This is a genomic window from Sphingopyxis jiangsuensis (genome assembly GCF_016734905.1).
Taxonomy (GTDB): Bacteria; Pseudomonadota; Alphaproteobacteria; order Sphingomonadales; family Sphingomonadaceae; genus Sphingopyxis; species Sphingopyxis jiangsuensis.
In genome coordinates this window covers 849,978-865,970 of record NZ_JAERPO010000001.1, presented here as the reverse complement: position 1 = coordinate 865,970, position 15,993 = coordinate 849,978, and the positions used below count along the sequence as shown (strand labels likewise).

Below are 15,993 nucleotides of genomic sequence, written 5' to 3'. Positions count from 1 at the left end.
GAGGGCGCGCAGATGAGCCTGACACCGCGAATCGCAATCGATGCGATGGGCGGTGACGTCGGCGTTCGCGTAATGTGCGCGGGCGCCGCGATGGCGCGTCACAAGCACGACCGCCTCCGTTTTCTGCTCGTCGGCGACGAGACGCGGATCAAGGCCGCGCTCGACAATCACCCGAACCTGCGCGCGGCGTCGGACATCATCCACACCGACGGCGTGGTGTCAGGCGAGGACAAGCCGAGCCAGGCGTTGCGCAAGGCGAAAAGCACCTCGATGGGGCTCGCGATCGACGCGGTGAAGCGCGGCGATGCCGGCGGCGCCGTGTCGGCGGGCAACACCGGTGCGCTGATGGCGATGGCGAAGCTTGCGCTGCGCACGATGCCGGGGATCGACCGGCCGGCGCTGGCGGCGCTGCTGCCGTCGCTCGGCGACAATGACGTCGTGATGCTCGACCTTGGTGCCAATACCGATTGCGACGCGAACAACCTTGTCCAGTTCGCCGTCATGGGCGCGGCCTATGCGCGTACGGCGATGGGCCTCGACAAGCCACGCGTCGCGCTGCTCAATATCGGGACGGAGGAACTGAAGGGCACCGGCGAGATTCGCGAGGCGGCGGCGCTGCTGCGCAGCGCGACCGGATTGCCGATGCAGTTCACCGGCTTCATCGAAGGCGACAAGCTGTCGCGCGGCGAGGTCGACGTTGTCGTCCATGACGGTTTTTCTGGCAATATCGCGCTCAAGACGATCGAGGGGACCGCGCGTTTCGTCACCGACCTTTTGCGCCGTGCCTTCACCAGCTCGACACGTTCGAAGATCGGTTTCCTGATCTCGCGGCCTGCGACCGAGCTGCTTCGCCACCATCTCGACCCCAACAACCACAATGGCGCCGTGTTCCTCGGGCTCAACGGCGTCGTGCTCAAAAGTCACGGCAGCGCCGATGCGAAAGGGGTCGCCAATGCGGTTCACCTTTGCGCCGAGCTGGTCGAAAAGGATATAACGCGTCAGGTGACCGAAGATCTTGCCAATTTCCGCGGCCAGGCCGCATGACTTTACGCTCTGTTCTGGCCGGTACCGGCGCTGCGCTGCCGCGTACGCGCGTTTCGAACGAAGAACTCGCGCAGCGCGTCGATACGAGCGATGAGTGGATCGTCGAGCGCACGGGCATCCGTTTTCGCCACATTGCCGAACCCGACGAGACGACCGGTACGCTCGGCGCCGCTGCAGCGCGGCAGGCACTTGAGGCGGCGGGCCTCGAAGCTGCCGACATTGGCCTGATCATTGTCGCGACCGCGACACCCGACAACACCTTCCCTGCAACCGCGACCAAGGTGCAGGCGATGCTTGGCGCGCCCGACTGTATCGCGTTCGACGTTGCCGCGGTCTGTTCGGGCTTTCTCTACGCCGTTTCGGTCGCCGACTCGATGCTCCGAACGGGCGCTGCGAAACATGCGCTCGTCATCGGTTCGGAAACCTTCAGCCGGATTCTCGACTGGGAAGACCGCGCGACCTGCGTGCTCTTTGGCGACGGAGCCGGTGCGGTCGTGCTGTCCGCCGAGGATGTCGACGATGATCGCGGAATCCTTGCGACCCGCCTCCACGCCGAGGGGCAATATTGCGACATGCTCTATGTCGATGGCGGGCCGTCGACGACGGGGACTGTCGGCCATGTCCGCATGCAGGGGCGCGAAGTTTTCCGCCACGCTGTGACCAATCTCGCCTCGGTCTTGGGCGAGGTGCTCGCCGACACGGGGCTTTCGGCAGCCGATGTCGACTGGGTGGTTCCGCATCAGGCGAACCGCCGCATCATCGACGCAACCGCGAAAAAGCTGGGGCTTCCGGCCGAGCGCGTCGTCCTGACGGTCGATCAGCATGCCAACACGTCCGCCGCGTCGGTTCCGCTGGCGCTCGACCTCGCCGTGCGCGACGGGCGGATCAAGCGCGGCGATCTGGTCGTGCTCGAAGCGATGGGCGGCGGCTTCACCTGGGGCGCAGCGGTCCTGCGCGTCTGACGCGCCTTCGTCGCGTCAACTTCTCGCCCCATCCTTTTCAGTTTGGCGGATTAATTCTCTTTTGTTACAAGAATGGCAGGACTCGTGATGGTGGGGGCCGTCCGAGACCTGTGAAATTCGCTTCATGAGGGGGAAGGGAACACCATGACCGCAGGAACGCTTACGCGCGCCGACATCGCCGCGCGGATCAACCAGCAAATCGGATTGTCGCGCAATGAATCGGCTCAGATTGTCGAGTCGATTCTTGCCCATATGTCGGATGCGCTTGCCGAGGGTCAGAATGTGAAGATATCGGGCTTCGGCACCTTTGTGCTGCGCGACAAGGCGCAGCGTATCGGCCGCAACCCCAAGACGGGGGTCGAGGTTCCGATCCTCCCGCGCCGCGTCATGACGTTTCGCGCCAGCCAGACGATGCGCGCGCGCGTGGCCGGTAAATAATCGACCGTTTCGCAATGGCCGGATCTGACGAGGGCGCAAAGGCGGACGGTGCGATGCTCGCGATCGGCGAGCTTGCCGATCGCATCGGTGTCCCGACGCATGTCCTGCGCTATTGGGAAACGCGCTTTCCGCAGCTCCGGCCGCTCCAACGCTCGGGCCGCCGCCGCTATTACCGCGCCGAGGATGTCGCGCTCGCCGAGCATATCCATCATCTGCTGTATGTGCAGGGCTTCACCGTCGAAGGCGCGCGCAAGGTTCTTGCGGGCGGGAAGACGACGCGTCCGCAGGCTGATGCGCCCAAGGTATCGGCAGAGCGCGCGCCCGATATGACGGCCGCGGGCGGCATTCCGGTCGAAGCGCTGATTTCGCTGCGCAGACGGCTCGCCGCCGCGCTCGGTTGAAGCTCAGTCCATCGACGGCGCGAGCGCGGGGTCGAGGTCGCGCGGGCGGACGAAAGCCACGATCCGCGCCATTCCGATGTCGAGCCGGTGCCAGTCGTCGATGTCGATTTCCATCCGCACGAGCGCGGAGGTCGGCAACTTCGCCTCGATTTCCGCGCGCAACGGATCGTTTGCCGATTCGGGAACGAGCATCAACGCCAGATCCTCCAGCCCCGGATTATGTCCCGCGATCAGCAGATGCTCGGCATCGCGCCCCGTGTCGCGCAGCACCTCGATCAATGTTGCGGCCGAAGCGAGATAGATGCGCCGGTCCCAATGCGGCTCCAGCGCGTCGAGGTCGGCGGCTGGCTGGAAAATGTCGAGCGTTTCGGTCACGCGCACGGCAGGCGAGGCGACGATGCGGTCGACGGACAGCGCCTGCTTCTTCAGATATTGGCCGATCAGTTCCGCGCCGCGGCGGCCTCTTGGGTTGATGGGGCGGTCGAAATCGCGCTCGACCGGGGCGTCCCAACCCGATTTCGCGTGGCGCAGGATCGTCAAGCTCTTCAAAATCTCTCCCCGCGCATCCCGCGCTCTTCCCCCGATTGCGCCGCCTTGTGCCGCAAAGTCATGACGGTGAAAAGGCAGGATATGCGCTTTTTCGGCGCTCGACATTGGCGGCGGCAACATGGTTCACCGCTTCGTCGAGCGGCAGACGCCGGATCGGTGTGCCGGGGGGGAAGGCCGACAGCAGCCGCGACGGCACGCTGGCCGACAACATCACGAACTGCCCGAAATCGTCGGCGCGGCGGATCAGCCGCCCGAACGCCTGGCCCAGCCGTGCGCGTATGACGCTGTCGTCATAGGCGCTTCCTCCCTGCGCAGCGCGGCGTGCCGCGTGGAGGATCGTCGGGCGCGGCCATGGCACGCCCTCCATCACCACGAGCCGCAGCGAATCGCCCGGCACGTCGACTCCGTCGCGCAGCGCATCGGTGCCGAGCAGCGACGCATGCGGGTCGGCGCGGAAAATATCGACGAGCGTGCCGGTGTCGAGTGGATCGACATGCTGGGCAAAGAGCGGCAGTCCCGCGCGCGCAAGCCGGTCGGCGATCCGCGCATGGACGAAACGCAGCCGCCTTATCGCGCTGAACAGACCGAGCGCGCCGCCCCCCGACGCCTCGATCAGCCGGCTATATGCGCCCGCGAGCGTGGGCAGGTCGCCGCGCGCGATATCGGTGACGATCAGCACCTCGGCCTGCCGCGCATAGTCAAAGGGGCTCGCCACAGCGAAATGGCGCGCCGCGCCGTCGAGGTGGCGCGCGCCGGTGCGAATATCGGCTTCGGTCCAGCCGTCATCGTCGCGCGCGCCGCTCCGCAGTGTCGCTGACGTCACGAGCACGCCGTGCGCGGGGCGATAGACGGCCTCGGCAACCGGGTAGGCGGGGTCGAGCCAGTGACGGTGCAGCCCCGCGTCATATTCGCGCCCGTCAAAGCGGTCGACCGCAAGCCAGTCGACGAAGGCGGGATCGGCGGGCCCGCCGACGCGGCCGAGCAGCGACAGCCAGCCGCCGAGCGTATCGATCCGCGTGCCGAGGCTCGCGCGTGCGCCATCGACGCGCGCGCGTGTCTGGCCGTCGAGCCAGTCGGGCGGGTCTTCGACGAGCGCGTCGAGCCGCTTGCCGAGCGCCATTAACGGGCGCAGCAGCGCCTCGATAGAGTCGCTTGCGCCGCCGGCGGCCTCGACCAGCGCCGGCTCGGGATCGGCGAGCTCGGTTTCGAGGCCATAGCCGCTGTCGGCGCCGCGCGGATCGACCGCGCGCGCATAGACCATGGCGCGTGCCGCCGCGAGCAGCCGCTCGATTGCCCCCCACGGCGCATTTTCGTTGAGCCGCGCGAGCCAGCCTTCGCCCGGAAACTCGCCCGCCGCCGCAATCGCCGCGTCGATCGCCTTGTTCCCCGCCTCGTCATAGCTCGCCACGTCGGCGAGCCGCGCCGCGAGCCCGCGCCGCCGCCCGCGCGATTTGCCCTCTGGCCCCAGCACCCACCGCCGGATCTCGACCGCCTCCTGTCCCGTCAGCGCTGCGGCGAACATGCTGTCGGCGGCGTCCCACAGATGATGCCCTTCGTCGAAGATCAGCCGCGTCGCGGGCGCGCCGCCATCGCGCGGGCGCGCCGCCTGCACCATCGTCAGCGCATGATTGGCGATCACGAAATCCGCCTGCTGCGCCGCGCGCGCCGAGCGCTCGATGAAGCATTTGCGGAAGTGCGGGCATCCCGCATAGATGCACTCGCCGCGCCGGTCGGTGAGCGCGGTCGTGCCGTTGCGCCGGAACAGCGCAGGAAGCCAGCCCGGCAGGTCGCCGCCAACCATGTCGCCGTCGCGCGTGTAGGAGGCCCAGCGCGCCACAAGCTGCGCAAGAATCGCGGCACGCCCCGAAAAACCGCCCTGCAACGCGTCCTCGAGGTTCAGGAGGCAAAGGTAATTTTCCCGCCCCTTGCGCACCACGACCTTTTCGCGGTGGGTTGCGGCGTCGGGGTAGAGCCGCTCGGTCTCGCGCGCGAGCTGCCGCTGCAACGCCTTGGTGAAGGTCGAGATGCAGACGCTGCCCCCCGACTGGTCGATCCATTGCTTCGCGGGCGCGAGATAGCCGAGCGTCTTGCCGATCCCCGTACCCGCCTCGGCAACGAGCATTTGCGGTGCATCCTTGCGCGCGCGCGGCTCGAACATCGCGGCGGCGGCGCGCGCATAATCCTGCTGGCCCGGCCGCCGCTCGGCGCCGTCGCCGGTCAGCCGGTCGAGCCGCTCGGCAATCGCGTCGGGCGCCAGCGCGACCTGTCGCGGCTGCGGGCGCGGCGATGCTTCCTCCCATTCGGGAAGGCGCGCGAACAGCCAGCGGTCGGATTGCTCGGCGCGCGGGAGATGCTGCTGGAGCAAGGGCGCCCACGCCCATCGCTGGCGTGCAAGCGCCTGCAGGCTGTGCCACGCGCCTTCGCGCTCGGGCCAAGCCGGATCATTTGCCGCATCAACCATCGCAGCGGTCGCGACGCGTAGAAAGGGCGCGATTGCGGCCTCGTCCGTCGGTGCTTCGAGCCCGAGCGCACGCGCGATGCCCGCCGGGGTCGGCACAGCGAAGCGCGCGGGAAACAGGAAAGCGAAGAGTTCGAGCAGGTCGAGTCCCGACAATTCGGGATAGCCGAGCCGGTCGCCCGTCAGCGTCGCGCCGAGCAGCAAATGCGGGGTTCCCGCCACCGCCGCCATCGCCTCGCCGCGCCCGACGCGCTGCGCGCGCCCGTCGCCATCGGCGAGCCAGATACCGACATGGCTGGCATGAATCGCGGGTAGGGGGAGAGGATCGAGCGCCACCGCGTCACGCTAGGCACAAAAGGCGAACGCGGCAAGGGCGTCCACCTTGTCGTCATTCCCGCGAAAGCGGGAACCCTGCGAACCAGCGTTACAACTGGGTTCCCGCTTTCGCGGGTATGACGATTGGATATGCGTAAATCAGCGCAGCCCGCGCCGTCCGAAACCCGATGGGCGGCTGGTGCGGAAGACCTGGACGGGCGCTGCTGCCGGGCCGCGCGCGCGTTCGAGCGCATTGTAAAGCGGCCCGCTCGTGAGCTCATAGGGAAAGCGAACGCCCATCCGGTCGAATTCGGCCCACATGACGACGGCGTACACCACCTGCCCACCATAATGGATTTCGCAGCGCGAGCGGACCGGCATGCTGGCGCCGTCGATGCGCGCGCCGCCTTCGGAGAGGTCGGAAATCGTGCCATCGAGCATGTTGAGGACACCATTGACGGTGACGTCGATCTCGACGGGCGTGCGCCGGTACTGGCGCGGACGGGGGAGGGGAAGGCTTGTCATGGCCGTCATGCTAGGCCGCTTATGGTAAATTTCCGGTAACCATGATTTCTTCGCGGTCATTCTATTCGCCACGCAAGCGAACCCCGGCTTTTCGCCGGGGTTCACCAGCCTCTGTCCTCAGGTCCGCCGATTTTCCGGCTGGTTCGCTCGCCGTCGAAGAAGGCTTTCCTACTTTTCCTTGGCATGGTGAAGATGGCGACATGCGCGCCGCGACTCGCTCCTGCCAAAGGCGACAATGGAGACAAAATGCGCCCGCGCGTCGGTCGCTTTTGTCTCTTCAGGCGTCCGCTGTCCCCACCAGAAACTTGCATTCAGTGTGAAGTTGCGCAGTTTTCCGCGCTTCTTCCCATCGGCCTCGCTTGCGGCTATGGGCGCGCCATGACCGATATGCACCTCGACCCATCACTGCGCGAAGCCGCACAATCGTCCAAGGCCTGGCCGTTCGAAGAGGCGCGCAAGCTGGTCAAACGCTATCCCGACGGAAAGCCGGGGGGCGAGGCGATGCTGTTCGAGACCGGCTATGGCCCCTCGGGCCTGCCGCATATCGGCACCTTCAACGAAGTGCTCCGCACGACGATGGTCCGCCGCGCCTATGAAACGCTGACCAGCGGCGCGCCGACGCGCCTCGTCGCGTTCAGCGACGATATGGACGGGCTGCGCAAGGTTCCCGACAATGTGCCGCAGCAGGAGATGCTGCGCGAATATCTGGGCAAGCCGCTCACCGCGATCCCCGATCCCTTCGGCAAATATGAAAGCTTCGCGCACCACAATAATGCGATGCTGCGCGAATTCCTCGACCGCTTCGGCTTTGAGTATGAATTTGTAAGTTCGACCGAGCGTTATGCGTCGGGCGCGTTCGACGCCGCGCTCGCCAATGTGCTGCGTCACAACCAGGACATTCTCGACATCATGCTGCCGACGCTGCGTGCCGAGCGCGCGGCGACCTATTCGCCGATCCTGCCGGTCAGCCCCAAGTCGGGCGTGGTCCTGCAGGTGCCCGCTACCGTCGTCGACGCCGATGCGGGGCTCGTGTCGTTCGAGGACGAGGGCGAGACGATCACCCACTGCATCTTCGGCGGCGGTGCCAAGCTGCAGTGGAAGGTCGACTGGGCGATGCGCTGGGTCGCGCTCGGCGTCGATTACGAAATGTACGGCAAGGATCTGACCGACAGCGGCGTCCAGTCCGGCAAGATCGCCAAGGCGCTTGGCGGGCGCAAGCCTGAGGGGCTGATTTACGAGATGTTCCTCGACGAAAAGGGCGAGAAGATCTCGAAGTCGAAGGGCAATGGCCTCTCGATCGAGCAGTGGTTGAGCTATGGCAGCGAGGAAAGCCTTGCCTTTTACGCCTATCGCGAGCCCAAGGCCGCGAAGCAGCTTCACATCGGCGTGATCCCGAAGGCCGTCGACGAGTATTTTCAGATGCGCGGGCAATATCCGGCGCAGGCGCCCGACAAGAAGCTCGGCAATCCGGTGCATCATGTCCATGTCGCGCGCGGCGAGGGGGTGCCCGAAACGGTGCTTCCGGTGACCTTCGGCTTGCTCCTCAACCTTGTCGGGGTGATGGGGGCCGACGCGACCAAGGAGCAGATCTGGCGCTACCTCGGCCAATATGTCGACGGCGCTGATGCCGCGACCTATCCCGAGCTCGACGCGCTGATCGACAATGCGATGGCGTATAACCGCGACTTCGTCGCGCCGACGCTCGCGCGCCGCAAGCCCGCGGGCGGCGAGGCGGCGGCGCTGCGCGAACTCGACGACAAACTCGCCGCGCTGGGCAGCGACGCATCGGCCGACGACATCCAGAACATCGTGTACGAGATCGGCAAGAACGAAGCCTATGGCTTTGAAAATCTTCGTGACTGGTTCAAGGCGCTTTACGAGACTTTGCTCGGGTCGAGCGCTGGTCCGCGCATGGGCAGCTTCATCGCACTGTTCGGGATCGACAACACGCGGCGCCTGATCGCCGAGGCGTTGGCATGACATGGAACGTCATTGCGAGCGAAGCGAAGCAATCTCCCGCCATCGGCCGTGCGCTAGGCCGAGGTCTGGAGATTGCTTCGTCGCTGCGCTCCTCGCAATGACCTGAGGGCACTTATGATCGAAATCTTCACCACCGGCGGCACGATCGACAAGGTCTATTTCGACGCGCTTTCCGAATATCAGGTCGGTCCGACGACGCTGCCCGACCTGTTGCGCGAGAATAATGTCCATGTCCCGCACCGCGTCACTCAGCTGATGCGCAAGGACAGCCTCGAACTCGACGACGCCGACCGCGAGGCGATCCGTGCGGCGGTGGCGGCGAGCGATGCCACGCAAGTCCTTGTCACCCACGGCACCGACACGATGGCGGTGACGGGGCGGGTGCTTCAGTCGGTCGCGGGCAAAACCATCGTGATGACGGGAGCGATGCAGCCCGCGTCGGTGCGCGCGAGCGACGCCGAATTCAACGTCGGCTTCGCGCTCGCGGCGGTGCAGACCTTGCCGCCCGGCGTCTATATCGCGATGAACGGGATGATCTTCGATCCCGCCAGGACGGTAAAGGACCGCGCTGGCGCGCGTTTCGTTGCCGAGAGCTGAGCCGTCAGCCGGCGGCGGTGACCTGCCGCAGCACGGCGGCATAGTTCGGCGCGATCGTCATTGCCCGATGCTTGTCGGCGCGCCCGAGCGCCTCGTGAACTTGCGGCAGGCGATAGCATGGAACGCCCATGAACAGGTGATGCTCGGCGTGATAATTCACCCAATATGGAGCAACCGTCGCCCGCGCCAGCCAACCGGCATGCGTTGTACGGGCATGGGTGAAGGGATCGTCGCTCCCGGTCGTCGTGCAGGCATGTTCGGCGATATTGCGAATACGCAGGTATAGCTGGAACGTCGTCGCAAGCGCGGCGAGCCACAGAAGGAAGGGCGTCCATCCCCAGAGCAGCAACGACAGCGCGAGCAACACCGTCTGGACGAGGAGGAAGCGCCCGACCGCGCGCGTCACCGCCATCGCGCCGGCGACGTCGGCAGTCGGCGATGTGACGCCGTCGTCGGACTGTTTGTTGAACGGCGTTCCTGCCTTGGTGCTCGCGCGTCCCTTTTCTGCCGCCTCGCCGCGCAGCATCGGCTTCAGCCCGACGGCCGCAAAGGCGAATTGCGCCTTGCGCTGCTTGAAAAATGTCTGCCCGCTGAGGTCTCGGAAAACCTTGCGCCACAGGCTGGCGCGCGTCGTCGGGAAGGGGGCCGATAGCGAGAGATCGGGGTCTTCGGGCTGCTGCGTGAACTTGTGATGCTGCAGGTGATAGGTGCGATAGGCGATCAGGTCCGATCCCACCGCCGCGCCCGTCAGCCACTGGCCGAGAAAATTGTTGAGCTTGCGGTCGGGGTGCAGCGCCCCGTGCGCCGCATCGTGCATCAAGATCGCGAGACCGAGCTGGCGCCCGCCGACAAATATGATCGCCGCAAGCCATGCAATCGGATGGCGCAGCCAGGTTGCCACACCGATCAACGCCACCGTCACGATCCACGCGTGCGCCACGAGCCACACGCCGCGCCACGGCGAAGCGCGCGTCAGCGCTGCCCATTGCTGGCGGTCAAAGAAGCGGTCGGGCGGCAAAAGGCGAACGGCGGGCATGGCAGCAGCATATCAAGTTGCGAAGCGAAACCAAATCCTTTCGTTTTGGCACAGCATCGGACAAATCAGCGCCGCGCAGGTAAGGAATTGGCAACCCCTTTTTCGCCACTGCAGTCTTGGGGCACCGGAACGGCAGGGAAGCGAATTTTGGGGAGCAGAGGAGCGAATTTTCGGTCGGTCGTGACCGAGGCGCCTGACGGTGCGTCGTTGTTGCGCTCGCGTGAATTCATGGAACAGCTTCGGCGCGTCGCGCAGCTCTGGCACTATGTGCTCGTGGCGCGCGCGCTCGTCTTCCTAACGCTGGTCTTGGTCCCCGAAGGCGCCGATTTCCTTGCCCGGCCGTCGCTTTGGCTCATCATGGTTATCGGGCTGTGCTGCGACATCGTTTTGGCGATGACCGGCCAGTTGATGTGCGCGTCGCGACTGGCCAGCATGCGGCGGCGGCGAATCTTCGCAATATCTTGCCTCGCGCTTATCGCCTTCGGCACCTTTTGCAGTGCAGCGGCAATGCTTCCCGCCTTCGCGCTCGGCGCCGATCGTAACTTTTTCGACGCCTATTCGGCGGTGCGACTGGGGGCTATTCTCGTCGCCGCATCGGCGGCGGCCATTGTCCGACCGGTCTTCTTCGTTTTCGCAGGGGCGATGGCGTTCGGCGGCGCGGTCGGAATCGCGTCTTTGCCATTTGCGCTTGCCGGGCTGGTCTTTCTGGGGCTGTTGATCGCGATGATGCGCGAGGACGTCCGGCATCAGCGCGAAGCGACGCGGGCGCGGCGCTTTGCCGTGAGCCAGCAGGAAAGGGCGCTCGGCCTTGTTCGCGATTTCGAACGGGCTGGCCGCGGCTGGTTCTGGGAAACCGACCGCAACGGACATCTCGTCTATATATCGCCGACGGTGGCCGCGAAGCTGGGCGTGCCGTTGGCCGAGCTGATCGGAAAGCCGTTCACTGCGATTATCCGCAGGCGTATCGGCAACGACGAAAGCGAGGAAAGGACGTTGGGCTTCAGCCTGTCGTCGCGAACGCCGTTTCATGAGTTGACAGTGCGCGCTGCGGTGCCTGGCGAGGAGCGCTGGTGGTCGATCTCGGGCAATCCCATTGCCAACGAACTCGGTAATTTTCAGGGGTTTCGCGGAAGCGGCACCGATCTGACCGAAAAGAAGCGCTCGGAGCGCGAGATCAACCAACTCGCGCGCTACGACACGCTGACCGGCCTCGCCAACCGCCTTCACATTTCCGATCTGCTCGATCGCGCGCTCGGGGGGCAGGGCGGCCGTCCGCAGCCGTGCGCGCTGCTGATGATGGACCTCGACCGCTTCAAGGCGGTGAACGATACGATGGGGCATCCGGTCGGCGACCAATTGCTTCAGCAGGTCGCGGCGCGGCTGACGCAGATTATCGGCGACAAGGGACAGGTGGGCCGGCTGGGCGGTGACGAATTCCAGATCGTGCTGCCGCAGATAACGCAAACCGCAAAATTGTCGGGCATCGCGAATGCGATCATCCTGAGCCTCGCCAAGCCGTTTGCAATCGAGGGGCAGCAGATTCGCATCGGCTCGTCGATCGGGATCGCCGTGGCCGACGGCGAAGCCATCACGGCATCGGCCCTCGTCCGCAACGCCGATCTTGCGCTTTATGCCGCCAAGGACGCAGGGCGCGGTGTGCATCGCTTCTACGCCGACGCGATGCATGACCAGGCGAGCGAGCGCAAGGCGATCGAGGATGCGCTTCGTGACGCGCTGGCGAATGACGAACTCCAGCTTCATTACCAGCCCATCGTCGACGTAGGCAGCGAACATATTTCGGGGTTCGAGGCGTTGATCCGCTGGCACCGCAAAAGCGGCGAGGTGGTCGATCCGGTCAAGTTCATTCCTATAGCGGAGGAATCGAACTTGATCGTCCCCATCGGAGATTGGATCATTCGCACCGCTTGCGCTTCGATCGCAAGGCTCGGTCCCGGTTATCGAATCGCCGTCAACGTGTCGCCGCGGCAGTTTGCGAACGAAAAGCTGCCGTCGGCTATTGTAAGCGCCGTGTCGGCCGCCGGCATTTCCCCCGACCAGTTGGAACTGGAAATTACCGAGGGCATATTTCTCGACGAAAGCCCGGAAAATCTGGCGATGTTCCAGAAGCTGAAACGCACGGGTGTCCGGTTGGCGCTCGACGATTTCGGGACCGGATATTCGGCGCTCGGCTATCTGAAAAAGGCGCCTTTCGACAAGATCAAGATTGATCAGAGTTTCGTCCTTGGCGCCGCCGATCCCAGCAGCATGAACGCCGCGATCATCTCGTCAATCGTCGGTCTTGCGCGAGCATTGGGGATGGAAACGACAGCCGAAGGGGTCGAGACCCACGACGACCTCGCGCTGATCCGTGGACTCGGTTGCAGTCATGTCCAAGGCTATATCTATGGTAAGCCTGTCAGTATCGAAGCTGCGCTCGATATGCTTCGCGATAATTGCGGACAGATCGAGGCGCGCGGATTCAAAAGCGTTCGCGCACCGCGCGTCCGTACTTTCCGGACGATCAACGTCGAGAGCGGCGGCCATGATTATGAAGCGATCGTGCGTAACGTTTCGTCACGCGGCGCACTTGTCGAGGGACTCTGGAACGTGCCCGAAGGAACGTCGCTTCGCCTGCGGTTCGGCGAAGGGGCCACGATCGATGCGCAGGCGCGTTGGTCACAGGACAATCGTGTCGGTGTGCAATTTGCCGAAAGCGTCGATGTCGAGACGCTGATCGGCCAGTCGGGCCGCGAACGCCGTCTCCGCCCGCGCGTCCCACGCGCCGCCTGACATATAAGTGACCGGCTCTTGCAACGCGGTCAAAAAAAATGGGCCGACTTTCGCCGGCCCTTCAGGAAGCCTCTGGTAACCGAAAGGACTATTACCAGAAGAAGTCATAGAGGACGTCGACGACCTCGCCCGAGTAGATGTCGACGAGCAGCGCATCGTCATAATAGCGGATCCAGCGGTAATTGCCGTAGGCGGGCGGAAGGCGATAATACCAGGGATCGTTGATCCAATAGCGCTGGCCGTAAAAGAGCGACCCCAAGGTGAAGCCGATGTGGAACCGCGTATATCGATGGTTCCGATAGGGCGAATAATAGCGCGGGAGCCGGTAATAATGCCGGTGCGTCTGGCGGTGGTGGCGCCAGTTATAGCGCCGGTCGCTGCGCCAATCGCGGCTCCAGTGGTTGCCGCGTCGGCTGTCGCGATAACGACGGTCGATGCGGTTGTCGTTGTTGCGATCCCAGCGGCGGTCGAGGTTGCCGTCGCGATCGCGGTCGTAACGACGATCGACGCGGTTGTTGTTGTTGCGGTCATAGCGGCGGTCGACCTGACCGTCGCGATTTCGATCCCAGCGGCGATCGGTCCGGCCGTCGCGGTCGCGATCGTAAGCGCCGCCACGCTGGCGCTGCACTTCGACCTGGCGCACCTGGCGCTGCTCGGTGCCGCGCTGCGACTGGCGCGCCGCGCGGTCGCTCCGTTCGCTGCGGTCGCGGCGCGTCTCGCTGCGTTCGACGCGCTGCTGGCGAACTTGTTGCTGCGGGCGCTGGCGTTGTTCGCGGGCACGGCTTTCGCCGCCGCGGTTGCCGCGGCGAACTTCGGGGCCGCGCGGACCGCGATCTCCGCGGTCGCCGCGCTGGGCGATCTCGATCGTGTTGGCCTGCGGGCGGGCGGCCGCGGGGGCTATGGGCGTCAGGATCGTCGCGGCGATCAACAGCCCTCCGAAACTCTTCTTCATCTGGCGTGTCTCCAATTCGTGTCCCGCATGCCGGACAGGCCAGCCGGGAAGATGAATCGAAATTTACCCGGGGCAAGATGAGTTGCCGCTGAACCGCAATGTTGCCTGAGGTTCAGCTAGATGAACAGTCAGCGCCTGGCCGGCGGTTTCAACGAAGGCACGGCGCGCGCCGCATCTTCGGGCCGGATGCCCGGCGGCGGGGCGGCGGCGAGCTTTTCCTCGCCGCGCAGCACGCGGCTCGCCAGCCGGATCGCGCCACGGATGCGCGGATAGGTACCGCAGCGGCAAATATTGGTCATCGCCGCGTCGATCTCCGCATCGCTCGGATTACTGCTCTTTCGCAGCAGGGCGGCGGCGGCCATGATCATCCCCGACTGGCAAAAGCCGCACTGCGGAACCTGCTCGGCGACCCACGCTTGCTGAACCGGGTGGCTGCGGTCGCGCGACAGCCCTTCGATCGTCGTGACGAAGCGCCCCTCGCACTCGGCGATGGTGACGATGCAGCTCCGGATCGCCTCGCCATCGATGTCTACCGTGCAGGCACCACATTCTCCCGTGCCGCAGCCATATTTTGTGCCCGTCAGGTTCGACGCATCGCGCAACGCCCAAAGCAGCGGCGTTTCGGGGTCCATGCGATATTCGACCGGGCGGTCGTTGACCGAGAATTTCGTCATGGCGCCCTGTGTAGCGCGCCTTCCGGATTAGTCACGCCAGCTCGTGTCGATCTTGTCGACCTTGCGCACCATTGCGTCGAATTCGGCCTTGCCCGACTGGCCGGGGATCGCCGCCATGTAGAGGTCACGCTGGTGAACCTTGATGACATCTTCGTCGACCAGGATCGGGTTCCCCATGCTCATCGTCGCAAGCTGGATCTCGCACGCGCGTTGGAGCGCCCAATATTTGATGAAGGCGTCGGTCAGCGACTTGCCCATCACCACGGGGCCGTGGTTGCGCAGCATCAATATGCGCTTGTCGCCAAGGTTCTTGACGAGCCGTTCGCCCTCTTCCTCGCGCACAGTCACGCCCTCGAAATCATGATAAGCGAGCTGGCCGATGAAATTGCAGGCATAAAAGTTCGTCGGCCGGAGTCCGCCTTCGAGCCCGCACACCGCCATCGTCGCGGTCGTGTGCGTGTGGATGATCGCATGCGCATCGGGAAGCACGCGGTGGAACAGGCTGTGCTGGACGAACCCCGCCTTGTTGACGTGCCAGGGGTTGTCCTCGTCGAGCTTGTTGCCGTCGATATCGATCTTGATCAGGCTCGACGCCGTTACCTCGCTGAAATGCATGCCATAGGGGTTGATCAGAAAGGCGCCGTCCTGATCGGGCACCTTGACCGTGATGTGGTTGAAGATCAGCTCGTCCCAGCCCATCATCGCGAAAATACGATAGCAGGCCGCGAGGTCCTGGCGCGCCGTCCATTCGGCCTCGCTATATTTGCTGTTGCGCTTGAGCTGGGTTGCCATGGCCTGATCCTCTGTCCTTATCGGTTTCGTCCTGCTACCTATGCCACAGTGGCAGGGGCGGGCACAATCCCGCCGGGGGGCGCAAATTGCGCCATATGGCGCTGGGGGCTTGCAATTCGGCGCGAATCCCTTTAGTGCGGCGTCATCGGAACGTCGCGCTTTCGCGGCGCTCTTTTTATTGCCCGAATATCGGCGATCTATGGCGAACCGGAACGAAGCCGGGGACATGGCTCGTTTGACGAACAGGAGACGACACGGCGTATGCAGATCATCGTTCGCGACAATAATGTCGACCAGGCCCTTCGCGCGCTCAAGAAGAAGCTGCAGCGTGAGGGTGTGTATCGCGAAATGAAGCTGCGTCGCCACTACGAAAAGCCCAGCGAAAAGCGTGCGCGCGAGCGCGCCGCCGCCGTCCGCCGCGCCCGCAAGATGGAGCGCAAGCGGATGGAACGCGACGGTATCAAGTAAGACCGTCCTTTC

Annotated in this window: 15 protein-coding genes; 8 read left to right on the top strand and 7 right to left on the bottom strand. The window is 64.8% G+C overall.

The window, feature by feature from the left end; all coding sequences use genetic code 11:
* Positions 1 to 12: 12 nt before the first annotated feature.
* The 4 genes from plsX (at position 13) to JI743_RS04265 (ending at position 2,845) form a co-directional block, all read left to right on the top strand.
* On the top strand, positions 13 to 1,044 hold the full coding sequence (plsX, locus tag JI743_RS04280; protein ID WP_201926248.1) for a phosphate acyltransferase PlsX: 1,032 nt from the start codon (positions 13 to 15) through the stop codon (positions 1,042 to 1,044).
* Positions 1,041 to 2,006 (top strand): beta-ketoacyl-ACP synthase III, encoded by a 966-nt coding sequence (locus tag JI743_RS04275; RefSeq protein WP_201926246.1) that lies wholly within the window; start codon positions 1,041 to 1,043, stop codon positions 2,004 to 2,006. Before plsX ends, JI743_RS04275 begins: the two co-directional genes overlap by 4 nt.
* 144 nt (positions 2,007 to 2,150) lie before the next feature.
* A complete protein-coding gene (locus JI743_RS04270) occupies positions 2,151 to 2,444 on the top strand; it encodes an integration host factor subunit alpha (RefSeq protein ID WP_201926244.1) in 294 nt (97 codons plus the stop codon).
* Between the two features lie 14 nt (positions 2,445 to 2,458).
* A complete protein-coding gene (locus JI743_RS04265; protein ID WP_201926242.1) occupies positions 2,459 to 2,845 on the top strand; it encodes a MerR family transcriptional regulator in 387 nt (128 codons plus the stop codon).
* A 3-nt stretch (positions 2,846 to 2,848) separates the two neighbouring features.
* On the opposite strand, the gene JI743_RS04260 is transcribed toward JI743_RS04265, so the two are convergent.
* The 3 genes from JI743_RS04260 to JI743_RS04250 all read right to left on the bottom strand — a co-directional run bounded on the left by JI743_RS04260 (position 2,849) and on the right by JI743_RS04250 (position 6,692).
* Positions 2,849 to 3,394, bottom strand: a complete 546-nt coding sequence (locus JI743_RS04260) for a SixA phosphatase family protein (RefSeq protein ID WP_201926240.1) — start codon at positions 3,392 to 3,394, stop codon at positions 2,849 to 2,851.
* 58 nt (positions 3,395 to 3,452) lie between these two features.
* Entirely contained in the window at positions 3,453 to 6,188 is a 2,736-nt protein-coding gene (locus JI743_RS04255) for an ATP-dependent DNA helicase (RefSeq protein WP_201926238.1), read from the bottom strand.
* Positions 6,189 to 6,326: 138 nt separating this feature from the next.
* Positions 6,327 to 6,692 carry a PilZ domain-containing protein gene (locus tag JI743_RS04250; RefSeq protein ID WP_201926236.1) on the bottom strand — a complete coding sequence of 122 codons (366 nt, stop codon included), beginning with the start codon at positions 6,690 to 6,692 and terminating at the stop codon, positions 6,327 to 6,329.
* Positions 6,693 to 7,070: 378 nt separating this feature from the next.
* Here JI743_RS04250 and JI743_RS04245 point away from each other — a divergent pair, with 378 nt between their 5' ends.
* A complete protein-coding gene (locus JI743_RS04245) occupies positions 7,071 to 8,672 on the top strand; it encodes a lysine--tRNA ligase (RefSeq protein ID WP_201926235.1) in 1,602 nt (533 codons plus the stop codon).
* Positions 8,673 to 8,786: 114 nt separating this feature from the next.
* Positions 8,787 to 9,269, top strand: coding sequence for an asparaginase domain-containing protein (locus JI743_RS04240; RefSeq protein ID WP_201926233.1), 483 nt, complete (start codon positions 8,787 to 8,789; stop codon positions 9,267 to 9,269).
* Positions 9,270 to 9,273: 4 nt separating this feature from the next.
* Here JI743_RS04240 and JI743_RS04235 read toward each other — a convergent pair whose 3' ends face one another.
* Positions 9,274 to 10,305: a fatty acid desaturase family protein gene (locus tag JI743_RS04235; RefSeq protein ID WP_201926231.1), complete on the bottom strand. Its 1,032-nt coding sequence runs from the start codon at positions 10,303 to 10,305 to the stop codon at positions 9,274 to 9,276.
* A gap of 228 nt (positions 10,306 to 10,533) precedes the next feature.
* Between JI743_RS04235 and JI743_RS04230 the strand changes: the two genes are divergently transcribed.
* Positions 10,534 to 13,095, top strand: coding sequence for an EAL domain-containing protein (locus tag JI743_RS04230; RefSeq protein ID WP_201926229.1), 2,562 nt, complete (start codon positions 10,534 to 10,536; stop codon positions 13,093 to 13,095).
* A 91-nt stretch (positions 13,096 to 13,186) separates the two neighbouring features.
* On the opposite strand, the gene JI743_RS04225 is transcribed toward JI743_RS04230, so the two are convergent.
* The 3 genes from JI743_RS04225 to JI743_RS04215 form a co-directional block, all read right to left on the bottom strand.
* Positions 13,187 to 14,047, bottom strand: coding sequence for an RcnB family protein (locus JI743_RS04225; protein WP_201926227.1), 861 nt, complete (start codon positions 14,045 to 14,047; stop codon positions 13,187 to 13,189).
* 128 nt (positions 14,048 to 14,175) lie between these two features.
* The gene (locus tag JI743_RS04220) at positions 14,176 to 14,721 is read right to left on the bottom strand and encodes a (2Fe-2S)-binding protein (protein ID WP_201926225.1); all 546 of its coding nucleotides are present in this window, start codon (positions 14,719 to 14,721) and stop codon (positions 14,176 to 14,178) included.
* Positions 14,722 to 14,748: 27 nt separating this feature from the next.
* Positions 14,749 to 15,513, bottom strand: coding sequence for a class II aldolase/adducin family protein (locus JI743_RS04215; RefSeq protein WP_201926223.1), 765 nt, complete (start codon positions 15,511 to 15,513; stop codon positions 14,749 to 14,751).
* A gap of 261 nt (positions 15,514 to 15,774) precedes the next feature.
* Between JI743_RS04215 and rpsU the strand changes: the two genes are divergently transcribed.
* Positions 15,775 to 15,981, top strand: coding sequence for a 30S ribosomal protein S21 (gene rpsU, locus JI743_RS04210; RefSeq protein WP_003047635.1), 207 nt, complete (start codon positions 15,775 to 15,777; stop codon positions 15,979 to 15,981).
* Positions 15,982 to 15,993 lie beyond the last annotated feature (12 nt).

Bases quoted from the DNA above. Each gene is read 5' to 3' on its own strand.
- plsX (WP_201926248.1), top strand. From the start codon at position 13: ATGAGCCTGACACCGCGAATCGCAATCGATGCGATGGGCGGTGACGTC.
- JI743_RS04275 (WP_201926246.1), top strand. From the start codon at position 1,041: ATGACTTTACGCTCTGTTCTGGCCGGTACCGGCGCTGCGCTGCCGCGT.
- JI743_RS04270 (WP_201926244.1), top strand. From the start codon at position 2,151: ATGACCGCAGGAACGCTTACGCGCGCCGACATCGCCGCGCGGATCAAC.
- JI743_RS04265 (WP_201926242.1), top strand. From the start codon at position 2,459: ATGGCCGGATCTGACGAGGGCGCAAAGGCGGACGGTGCGATGCTCGCG.
- JI743_RS04250 (WP_201926236.1), bottom strand. From the start codon at position 6,692: ATGACAAGCCTTCCCCTCCCCCGTCCGCGCCAGTACCGGCGCACGCCC.
- JI743_RS04245 (WP_201926235.1), top strand. From the start codon at position 7,071: ATGACCGATATGCACCTCGACCCATCACTGCGCGAAGCCGCACAATCG.
- JI743_RS04240 (WP_201926233.1), top strand. From the start codon at position 8,787: ATGATCGAAATCTTCACCACCGGCGGCACGATCGACAAGGTCTATTTC.
- JI743_RS04235 (WP_201926231.1), bottom strand. From the start codon at position 10,305: ATGCCCGCCGTTCGCCTTTTGCCGCCCGACCGCTTCTTTGACCGCCAG.
- JI743_RS04230 (WP_201926229.1), top strand. From the start codon at position 10,534: ATGGAACAGCTTCGGCGCGTCGCGCAGCTCTGGCACTATGTGCTCGTG.
- JI743_RS04225 (WP_201926227.1), bottom strand. From the start codon at position 14,047: ATGAAGAAGAGTTTCGGAGGGCTGTTGATCGCCGCGACGATCCTGACG.
- JI743_RS04220 (WP_201926225.1), bottom strand. From the start codon at position 14,721: ATGACGAAATTCTCGGTCAACGACCGCCCGGTCGAATATCGCATGGAC.
- JI743_RS04215 (WP_201926223.1), bottom strand. From the start codon at position 15,513: ATGGCAACCCAGCTCAAGCGCAACAGCAAATATAGCGAGGCCGAATGG.
- rpsU (WP_003047635.1), top strand. From the start codon at position 15,775: ATGCAGATCATCGTTCGCGACAATAATGTCGACCAGGCCCTTCGCGCG.